Below are 10,193 nucleotides of genomic sequence, written 5' to 3' on the forward strand. Positions count from 1 at the left end.
GAAAATCAACATCATTAAAACCTTCGGGTAGCTGTGGTCGACGAGACATCTGTTCTAGATAATGCATGGTAATGATGCCTAAGCATAGTTGGCGGCAGCTTAAGGATTTAGAAAATGCGATTGGTATTAGGAGTACGCTTCAGGCCATCTGCGCAATAGAGAGTTAGAAAGTGCAATTGGTATAAAATAAGCCAGAAGCCTGCCGGACTTGTCATGGAGCCGTAGGCGTCTGGATGATGAATTGAATGGGCGATTGTAAGCTTTTCCAGCTTTTTTAATGAGTAATCGATTTATATAGTGACCGGAAGCGGTCTTACCAGCTCTATTTTTTCTGGAGAAATGTCTGCCCCCCAGGCCATCACCTCCACTCCGGCCTCAACCGCATTTTGCAGTTCTTCCGCATAAACCGGATCAATCTCCCTTGCAGCAGAAACATGGTCAATTCCGGTATGCTGGACGCAGAAAAACAACACGGATCGATGACCATCTGCAACCATATGGGTCAACTCCCTAAGATGTTTTGCCCCCCGACTGGTCACTGCATCCGGGAACAGACCAAGTCCGTCCCCCATCGCCAAGGTGACACTTTTCACTTCAACATAACAGTCGGGCAGACCTTCCTGCTGAAGCAGTAGATCAATACGGCTATTTTCTTCACCATATCGAACCTCACGACGGATAGTCTGATAGTTAGAAAGTTCTGACACCTGACCGGATAACAAAAGTTCCTCTACCAGGGTATTGGCCCGCCCGGTATTCAGACCAGCTAGGGTTATTCGTTCCTCGCCGTTAAACACCACCGGGATTTCAGCCTGCTCCCAGGTACAGGGATATTTTCGCTTCGGGTTTCCTGAGTCTGAATACCATACGCGGTAACCCGGGTATAGACAGTTTTTCATGGAGCCGGTATTCGGGCAGTGAAGGGTTATCTGTGAGCCATCTGCCAGCTCAACATCTGCCATGAAACGTTTGTATCTTTTTATCAGGCAGGCTTCAGAGAGACGGCTATCGTATTTCATTACAGATACTCATTACTTAATTTCATTAATTTACTTATTTATATTCTAAACTAGAATTTTAAGATGACTGTTGATCATTCCTGCGCCTGTAGAGCTGATAGGCTCTCTGAATCAGTTAGATAACAGATTCAGAGAATAATATCAGTTGACCTGAGGACAGGTTTTGGTCAATGTCAGAAAGCGGATGACATTTTTTTATGGCGTCTTGCCATGTGTTTTGGTAGTTTCTCCGCTTCTTTAAGGAAGGCAAGAGGCAAGTGCCAGGAGCTTTTGTTCTCGCCAGGCACCCGTGGTGTTGACCTTGGCTTTCAGGGAGCCGGCTTACCGGCAGTAACAGAGGGATCGCAGAGGCTGCTTTCAACAGGCAGAATGCGAGCGCCTCTAAATGGAGAGATCCAGGATTGTTGTTCCCCTGGTTCATGAATAGAAGGTGGTGAGGCTGTAATCATGTCAGCACAGAAAAACGCGGATACAGGCAATCTGCTCAAATCGTATACCCCCTACCAGGAAAAGGATGGGGAAGAATACATGAACGAGCAACAGGTCGCTCACTTCACCAAGATCCTGCAGAACTGGAAGCAGGAGCTGATGGAAGAAGTGGATCGTACAGTTAACCATATGCAGGATGAGGCCGCGAACTTCCCTGATCCAGCAGACCGCGCCAGTCAGGAAGAAGAGTTCAGCCTTGAACTGAGAACCCGTGACCGTGAGCGTAAACTGATCAAGAAAATCAACGATACACTGTCCCGGATCGAAGAAGACGATTACGGTTACTGCGACAGCTGTGGCGTAGAAATAGGCATTCGTCGTCTGGAAGCCCGCCCTACTGCTACGCTTTGTATCGACTGTAAGACACTGGCCGAGATCAAGGAAAGACAACTGGGTAACTGATTTACCCGGATAATGGGTCAGGCTGTGGCTCAGTGAGTTCCACAGACTGATTCATTCTCGACTGGTTCACTTTTTATAGTTAACAGCACTGTAGATGCTGACAGACTTCTGCAAACTGAATCTGCTACGACTCTCACTAAATACCATTGCCTGATTTATAATCACTCCATATGGGCGACACACTAAGCACTCCCCTCTACATTGGACGTTTTGCGCCTTCCCCTTCCGGCCCTCTGCACTTCGGCTCTCTGGTTGCGGCACTGGCCAGTTACCTGGATGCGCGAGCCCATCATGGAAAATGGCTCGTTCGTATGGAAGATATTGACCCTCCAAGAGAGCAACCCAAAGCTGCAGACCTTATTCTAAAAGCTTTGGACGTTTATGGCCTGCACTGGGATAACAGCGTACTTTTTCAGAGTGATCGCAGTGAAGCCTATGATCAAGCCATTAATACCCTGCTCCGTGAAGAGAAACTTTACCCATGTACCTGCACCCGTAAAAAACTTGCTGGTCTGGATGGAGTGTATCCCGGTTATTGTCGAAGCCAGCGTGAGATCCCAAACCAGCCCCACAGCCTCAGGCTATTATGCAGTAGCAGTATCATTCAATTTCAGGATCGTATTCAGGGTGATCAGTCGTTTGACTTAAGCACGCTTGGCGATTTTATTCTCAAGCGCAAGGATGGACTGTACGCTTATCAGCTGGCCGTTTGTATCGATGATAACTTCCAGGGGGTTACTCATATTGTCAGGGGAGTAGATATTCTGGACTCAACCCCAAGACAGCTCTATCTGCAAAGCCAGTTGAATTATCCGCATCCTGTCTATGCCCATGTTCCGGTGATTACACAGAACAATGGCAATAAACTCAGTAAGCAGAATCATGCTCCAGCCATACCGCTGAACAACCCCCGTCCACTCATTATCAAAGCATTGACTGCATTTGGCTTGAAGCCAGAACCAGACCTGCTAATGAACTCTGTTGAAGAGATCCTGTCCTGGGGAACAAAGAACTGGTCTATGAGAAACATGGCAGGAAAAAAAGAGATATTGCAGGACTCTCTCTAGGCGGGGTTCGTTGCGGCATTTTGAAATGCATACCAGCCATTATGTCCTGCCGTGCCACACCAAGTGGTATAGTCTGGTGCAAAGAATTAGTGGATGGTTGTATATCCAGTTGATCCCCTCCTAAGCAAACCTACCGCTATTCAGTCGAACATGTTATATATTGTTGAATAAATCATATCCACATGCCTTGAGGTGTCTGGATATGGGCCCCAAAAAGATGTGTTCAAGGAGCGAATATGTCGATAGTCCTTAAAACAGCTCTTGTTGCTGCTCTTTCATTTTTATCCATTAACCTGACGGCAAATACTCTGGCTTTTTCCTCCCCGAGTGCCAGTTCCAGCAGAGCTGCAGCAGAAAATCCTGACTTCTGTGATGCAGCAAGACGAACCCGGGAGCAGCTTATACGTCAAGAGCCATCTATAAATATTAAGTCCCCAATCCACACTCAGGGTGTATCATCCTGCTTTACACCGGATGAAAATCTGATCTTTGTCGCCACTCTTGAAGCTCAAAGAGTACTTGGACCTAATGCTCCCTGGTATGAAGAACTCAGCCAGGATATAAAAAACCGCGTTACGGAAGCCTGTGGCATCATGGGCTATGAGAACAGCGATGTCAGTCGCGCCTATGACTATTGTCTGGAAAGCCGACAAGAGGAGCTGATGAGTCCATACGAAGAAAAATTTGCCAAAGAGTCCACTAAATATCTCCGTAAACGTCAGCAGGTAGCAGATAGCCTTGTTGTTCGTTGTGATGCATCGTTAAGTGTAAAACGCAACCGCCTCCCCAAAAACATGCGCTTTCCTGTGGCATGGTACAACTCTGACAGCCAATCTGTACCCAGCTGGTTACTGGAAGAAAAGCTGGATGATGATGAGTGGCTGGAACAAATAGGCAAATTGAAAATTGATAATATTATGGCAGATGTTCTGGGTAGCGATTGCCCGGGAGAAATGATCTACTGGGTAACTTACGACTCTCCGGGGCTGTGACCTTACAAAATAGTCTTAGGTTCTGTTAGTAAAAGCCTTCTTTACTGGCTGTCGGTGGACCTAAGACTACCTCTGGTGCTCAATAAGTTGTCAGGAGCCCGATAACATTGAATACATTCACCTCTGTTGCAGCTCCTGCGGAAATATACACCCCTCCCGATGCACACCTGCTTTTCTGGCCTCAGATAGCTCCCGAATCCATGTGCCAGCAATTATACTCAGAACTATACTCCACATTGCCCTGGCAACAAGACCAGATAACCATTTATGGTAAAACCCTTCCTGTTCCCAGACTTCAGGTATGGATGGGAGATCCTGGCGCACACTATCAATACTCAGGCTTGGCACTTTCTCCACAACCATGGAGCCAGACCGTTATCTTGATTAAGCAACAGATCGAAAAAATCAGTGGTCATGTCTTCAACTCTGTATTAATCAACCTTTACCGGAGTGGCCAGGACAGTAATAGCTGGCACAGCGACAATGAACCAGAGCTGGGTGAAAACCCGGTAATTGCATCATTCAGTCTGGGAGCTACTCGAAGGTTTAGGTTACGACACCGATACAGAAAAGACCTCCCCCCCCTACACTTTTGACCTGACATCTGGCTCCCTGCTAATAATGTCCGGAACTACCCAGAAATACTGGCAGCACTGTCTGACAAAAACAGCAAGACCAGTAGAGCCGAGGATTAACCTGACCTTCAGGAAGGTGGCAACCTCCTGAACAGAAAGAAAAAACCACAACTCTTTTGCGGTTTATTCATATAACCATTACCATGTCTGTCCAACTGCGAAACTGCACCGACGTAATATGTATATCTACCGTCTAGTTCTGCTTCTGGTGATCGGTATTTACCTTTTTTCTCCTGCCATCATGGGGTGGTGGATTACGTTTGGTGAACAATGGTATCAGCCCTGGATACTCTGGTTCATTCTGATTGTCGCGGGCTTTACCCTTCAGGTCAGGGGTAACAGCGATGAGCTTTGAACTGGAATATATCGTTCTTGTCAGTGTTGCCTATCTGGCCATTCTTTTTCTCTGTGCCTGGGCGACCGATCGTGGATTTATCCCGCGTAAGATAGTTCATCACCCGGCAACCTATGTACTGTCTCTGGGCATATATGCCAGCAGCTGGGCCTATTATGGCAGTATCGGGGTTGCTCACGACGATGGGTATGTTTTTCTCGGCTTCTACTTTGGATTGAGCGGTGCATTCTTGTTAGCACCTGTCCTGCTGGTTCCAATATTAAGAATAACCTCCACCTATCAACTCAGCTCTCTGGCCGATGTACTGGCCTTTCGTTTCCGGAGCCCGGTAGCTGGTACGTTAAGTACACTGCTGCTACTGTTTATCACCTTTCCTCTGCTTGCCCTGCAGATACAGGCCGTGGCTGACAGTGTTTACCTGCTGAGTGATGAGACATCTCCTGAGAAACTGGCCTTTGGTTTTTGTATTATGGTCACGTTACTGACCATGATGTTTGGTACCCGGCACCTGGCCAGCCGCCACCAGCATGACGGTCTTGTGGTTGCTATTGCCTTTGAGTCTCTTCTGAAACTGCTCATCATGGCGCTGCTTGGAGGTGTAGTAATCTTCGAGGTCTTTGGTGGTTTTTCCGGATTAAACAGCTGGCTTGAAGCCAACTCTGAAGTCATTATCGGAATGAACTCTCATCTGGAAGATGGTCCCTGGCGGACAACTCTGTTGATGTTTTTTGCTTCGGCTGTCGTTATGCCTCATATGTTTCATATGACGTTTGCAGAAAACCGCGATGTAAAAATGTTATTCACAGCCAGCTGGGGCCTGCCTTTCTTTTTATTACTGTTGAGTATTTCGACCCCCCTGATTCTCTGGGCGGGTCTTAAAATCGGGAGTTCTTATCCACCTGAGTACTTTCCACTGGCTATTGGCAATGCGCTGGATAGTCGATGGCTAACCATCATCGCCTATATCGGAGGACTTTCGGCAGCCAGTGGCCTGTTTATTGTGACATCGCTGTCACTGTCCTCCATGCTGCTCAACCACGTCATCCTGCCTATCTATCAGACGAAAGAGCCTGCCCAGGTCCAGATGAATATCTATCGCTGGCTGACCAATGTAAAACGTCTGATCATTGCTACACTGATCCTCGGCTGCTACGGGTTTTACCGGCTATTGCACAACGAAGTGGACATGTATAGCCTGAGTATCGTTGCCTATGTTGGGGCTCTGCAACTGCTCCCCGGTACTCTGTCTACTCTCTATTGGGGCAAAGCAAACCATAAGGGACTGATTCTCGGGATTCTATCTGGAACCACTGTCTGGTTTTTTACCCTGATGCTGCCTTTGACCATGGGACTTGAGATTTTCCCAATCCGCAGTGTCAACTTCGGCACCATCACTAACGATGGCTGGTATATTGCCGCCGCCTCATCACTGGTCGTGAATGTTCTGGTGTTCTACTTGGTATCCAGCTTTACCAGAATGCCGGATGAAGAGAGCAGTGCTGCTGCCGCCTGTCTGGTCCGTGAGGTAAGCCAGCAGCCATACAAAATCCCCAAGGCCCGCTCTTCGTACGAATTTCAGGAGATGCTCAGTGCTCCTCTTGGTCCCGTAGCCGCTCAGACAGAAATCAACAAGGCCCTGACCGACCTGAATATGAGGCCAGATGATAACCGTCCACACTCACTGAGGCGACTCAGGGATCGTATTGAGAATAACCTGTCCGGGCTCATGGGCCCCACTATTGCTCATGAAATCGTTGACTCCTTTTTACCACTGGATGTCGAAAATGATTACGTCCCGAAAGACATACATTTTATGGAGTCGCGGCTGGAAGCGTATCACTCAAAACTGACCGGTCTGGCTGGTGAGCTTGATAGCTTGAGACGTTATCACCGGGATACATTAAACAGCCTGCCCATGGCCGTATGTTCTATTGACTCTTCCATTGAGAGTACTTCTTCTGACAACCCGGATTCTCTGCTGTCAAACAATACTGGTGAAGTAATGCTCTGGAATCAGGCAATGGCAGAATTAACCGGTATTCCTGCTGAAGATGTTCTGGGGATGCCGTTGAAAACTATCCCTGCTCCCTGGAATCAGATTCTAAGTGATTTCATTCAACTTCCCGACAACCACCTGAACAAACACAGTGTTGAAATGGATGGAGATACCCGCTATTTCAGCCTGCATAAAGCCGCTGTAGAGGCACCCGTTTCCGGTACCGGTGGCAATCAGGTCATGTTGCTGGAAGATCAGACGGAAACTCAAATGCTGGAAGAACAACTCTTTCACAGTGAGCGACTGGCATCTATCGGGCAATTGGCAGCAGGGGTTGCCCATGAGATTGGCAACCCGATTACCGGTATTGACTGCCTTGCCCAGGAAATGAGCGCACTGTCATCCGACCCGGATATCCAGCAGAGTTCCCGGCAGATACTGGAGCAAACCAAAAGGGTCAGTCGTATTGTTCAAACGCTGGTGTCTTATGCTCACTCCGGGCAGAAAGGGGGAAAACAAATCGAGCATAACAGTGGTTCACCATCCTTAGCAGAGCCCGTAGAAGTGTTCAGCACCATCCAGGAGGCTATTAGCCTGTTGCAATTGAGCCATAAGAACAGCAATATCTTATTCCGCAATTTATGTATCGATGGCCTCTGCGTCAGCGGTAACAGCCAAAAATTACAACAAGTGTTTATCAATCTGCTGAAAAATGCTGCCGATGCTTCAGATGAAGCCATTGACACTGAGAGTGTTGTTTCCGTCAGTAGCACAGCAAACCAGCACACGGTAACCATTCGTTTTGAAGACCAGGGGCACGGAATCTCCAAAACCATTCAGGAAAGGCTGTTTGAGCCATTTTTCACCACAAAAGAGGCTGGTAAAGGTACTGGCCTGGGCCTGGCTCTAACCTGGAATATTATCGAAGAACACTTTGGCAGTATTCAGGTTGTGAGTCCGCTGGATCCATTAACAGGACGAGGATCCTGCTTCATCATTTCGCTTCCACGCTACGAGTCCGAGTCAGCACCAGTGGAGCAGCCGTTGGAATTTCAGGGGGATATGGCATGAGTCAGGACCAGGTACTGATTGTCGAAGATGAAGAAATTATCCGGTCATCGCTGCGTCGTCTTCTTGAACGACAAGGATATAGTATTACCGAGGCCGGCTCTGTTCATGAAGCCGAAGACTTCCTCAAACAACAGTCATTTTCACTGATCATCAGTGATCTAAGGCTTCCCGGCAAGCCCGGTACTGAGATGATTAACCTGGCTAATGGTATTCCCGTACTGATCATGACCAGCTATGCCAGCCTGAATTCGGCAGTCTCAACCATGAAGCAGGGCGCCGTTGATTATATTGCCAAGCCCTTTGATCATGCGGAGATGATCCAACGAGTGGCTGAAGCTATTGAAAAGCAGGCAGCACAGAGCACCGAGACCAATACTGACCAGGATGATAAGGAAAGTCAGATTCAAGAGACATTCTCTGGCGATGGCTTTAATGGCATTCTGGGGCAGTGTGATGCCATGCAGCTATTGTTTCGGCAAATACAGAAAGTGGCTCCAACTGATGCTACGGTATTGATTCAAGGTGAATCAGGAACCGGTAAAGAGCTGGTTGCCAGAGCCATCCATGAAAACAGTAAGCGCATCAATGGTCCGATGATTTCCGTCAACTGCGCCGCCATTCCCGAAACGCTGATTGAGTCAGAACTTTTTGGCCATGAAAAAGGATCATTTACCGGCGCAACAGCAGCTAGAACGGGTCTGATCGAAGCCGCCAATGGTGGCACACTGTTTCTTGATGAAATCGGGGAGCTTCCACTGGAAGCTCAGGCAAGGTTACTTCGGGTGCTTCAGGAAGGTGAGATTCGTCGTGTAGGCTCAGTACAGTCCCAATCCGTTGATGTTCGATTGATTGCAGCTACTCACCGGAACCTCCGCCAGCTTTCTTCACAGAACGAGTTTCGTGAAGACCTGTACTATCGACTGAAAGTGGTTGAACTGCGCATTCCACCGCTCCGGGAAAGAGGCAATGATATCCTGATGCTGGCAGAAAAGCTGCTGGCCAAAACCTGTGAAAAAATGGGCCTGGAGGTCTTTTCACTGGCACCCGAAACCATGGCAGCCATTTCTCAGTACCAGTGGCCTGGCAATGTTCGCGAAATGGAGCATGCCATTGAACGGGCCGTCATTCTTTCCGAAGACAATATCATCACTCCGGAAAACCTGGATATTGAAGTTCGTGTGAAACAGACACTTTTCCGCCAGGATGCAGAAGAGCTTCAGGATGGCCTGACACTGGAAGACTACTTCCAGCGCTTTGTTCTTGAGCATCAGGACCAGATGACAGAAACCGAGCTTGCGCAAAAGCTGGGTATCAGTAGAAAAACTCTCTGGGAACGGCGCCAACGTCTGGGTATTCCACGGAAAAAAACAACCGCAACTTAGGATCTGTTGACACCAGGTTGCAGACTCAGCTCAAACCAGTGCCTAGGCTTTAGCCATGACCAATACACGGCTGTAGCAGTCCATGGCACATTCGCCACAGCCACTGCAGAGACTGAGATCTATAACCGGCTTTTTATCCGCCCCAAAGCTGATTGCCTGTTCAGAGCAGGTTTCCTCACAAAGATTACAGTACAGCCCCAGTTCTGCCTGGCAACTGCCAGAAAGCTGGGGAACAACCTGCCTCTTTTTTCCTTTCTCACGACTCAACGCTCCCGAAGGGCAGGCATCAACGCACTGTCCACAAAAGTCACAGCTTCCATAAGAGAGGTCCAATATGGGTCGGCCAGCAAGAATATCTTCTCTCTCATCAGATCGTCCCAGTACTCGCATTGGGCATTGATCAATACACTGATCACACTGTGTACAAAGCGCAAGAAACAGTTTGTTCTCTACAGCCCATGGAGGCCTTGGATAACTGCTATCCGGAACAACCTGCTCTGGCTCAGGAGCGAAACGCCTGAAAAAAGCCCGCCTTGCTGGCGATACCAACGGTTCGTCTTCGGTTCTCTGTATATCTGACACGACTTAACCAGAAACCTGCATGTTTGAAAATTCTTCCTCAAAATACCCTGTTCACATATTGATTAAAGCGGTATTTATACCAATTGCTTTTTCTAACTACTGTATAACTGCCCACTGACGAGAGCATAAACTGAATAGACGTCCAGCTTCGCCGCATAGATTGTTCCAGGCCTCGCAGCAGCAATCCACGATATCTTCGTAAC

General features: G+C 48.1%; 10 protein-coding genes. 8 read left to right on the forward strand and 2 right to left on the reverse strand.

The window, feature by feature from the left end; all coding sequences use genetic code 11:
• Window positions 1-290 precede the first annotated feature (290 nt).
• Window positions 291-1,019 (reverse strand): DNA/RNA nuclease SfsA, encoded by a 729-nt coding sequence (sfsA, locus tag AK963_RS20755; protein WP_066017338.1) that lies wholly within the window; start codon window positions 1,017-1,019, stop codon window positions 291-293.
• A 447-nt stretch (window positions 1,020-1,466) separates the two neighbouring features.
• On the opposite strand from sfsA, the gene dksA reads away from it, so the two are divergent.
• The 8 genes from dksA (at window position 1,467) to AK963_RS20785 (ending at window position 9,408) form a co-directional block, all read left to right on the forward strand.
• Window positions 1,467-1,910 carry an RNA polymerase-binding protein DksA gene (dksA, locus tag AK963_RS20760; RefSeq protein WP_066017339.1) on the forward strand — a complete coding sequence of 148 codons (444 nt, stop codon included), beginning with the start codon at window positions 1,467-1,469 and terminating at the stop codon, window positions 1,908-1,910.
• 170 nt (window positions 1,911-2,080) lie between these two features.
• Complete coding sequence (gene gluQRS / locus AK963_RS20765) at window positions 2,081-2,977, forward strand: tRNA glutamyl-Q(34) synthetase GluQRS (RefSeq protein ID WP_066017340.1); 897 nt, start codon at window positions 2,081-2,083, stop codon at window positions 2,975-2,977.
• 236 nt (window positions 2,978-3,213) lie between these two features.
• Window positions 3,214-3,969, forward strand: coding sequence for a hypothetical protein (locus AK963_RS20770; protein WP_066017341.1), 756 nt, complete (start codon window positions 3,214-3,216; stop codon window positions 3,967-3,969).
• A gap of 107 nt (window positions 3,970-4,076) precedes the next feature.
• Window positions 4,077-4,565 (forward strand): alpha-ketoglutarate-dependent dioxygenase AlkB family protein, encoded by a 489-nt coding sequence (locus AK963_RS20775; RefSeq protein ID WP_274520545.1) that lies wholly within the window; start codon window positions 4,077-4,079, stop codon window positions 4,563-4,565.
• A gap of 25 nt (window positions 4,566-4,590) precedes the next feature.
• Window positions 4,591-4,695, forward strand: coding sequence for a hypothetical protein (locus AK963_RS36695; RefSeq protein WP_274520546.1), 105 nt, complete (start codon window positions 4,591-4,593; stop codon window positions 4,693-4,695).
• A gap of 87 nt (window positions 4,696-4,782) precedes the next feature.
• Window positions 4,783-4,959 carry a hypothetical protein gene (locus tag AK963_RS33395; protein ID WP_020584290.1) on the forward strand — a complete coding sequence of 59 codons (177 nt, stop codon included), beginning with the start codon at window positions 4,783-4,785 and terminating at the stop codon, window positions 4,957-4,959.
• The gene (locus AK963_RS20780) at window positions 4,949-8,026 is read left to right on the forward strand and encodes an ATP-binding protein (RefSeq protein WP_066017342.1); all 3,078 of its coding nucleotides are present in this window, start codon (window positions 4,949-4,951) and stop codon (window positions 8,024-8,026) included. Before AK963_RS33395 ends, AK963_RS20780 begins: the two co-directional genes overlap by 11 nt.
• Window positions 8,023-9,408 carry a sigma-54-dependent transcriptional regulator gene (locus AK963_RS20785; protein ID WP_066017343.1) on the forward strand — a complete coding sequence of 462 codons (1,386 nt, stop codon included), beginning with the start codon at window positions 8,023-8,025 and terminating at the stop codon, window positions 9,406-9,408. Before AK963_RS20780 ends, AK963_RS20785 begins: the two co-directional genes overlap by 4 nt.
• Window positions 9,409-9,450: 42 nt before the next feature.
• Here the strand turns inward: AK963_RS20785 and napF are convergent, their stop codons facing one another.
• Window positions 9,451-9,990 (reverse strand): ferredoxin-type protein NapF, encoded by a 540-nt coding sequence (napF, locus tag AK963_RS20790; RefSeq protein WP_083232817.1) that lies wholly within the window; start codon window positions 9,988-9,990, stop codon window positions 9,451-9,453.
• Window positions 9,991-10,193: the final 203 nt, after the last annotated feature.

Origin of the sequence: Endozoicomonas atrinae, from assembly GCF_001647025.1 — a bacterium.
Taxonomy (GTDB): Bacteria; Pseudomonadota; Gammaproteobacteria; order Pseudomonadales; family Endozoicomonadaceae; genus Endozoicomonas; species Endozoicomonas atrinae.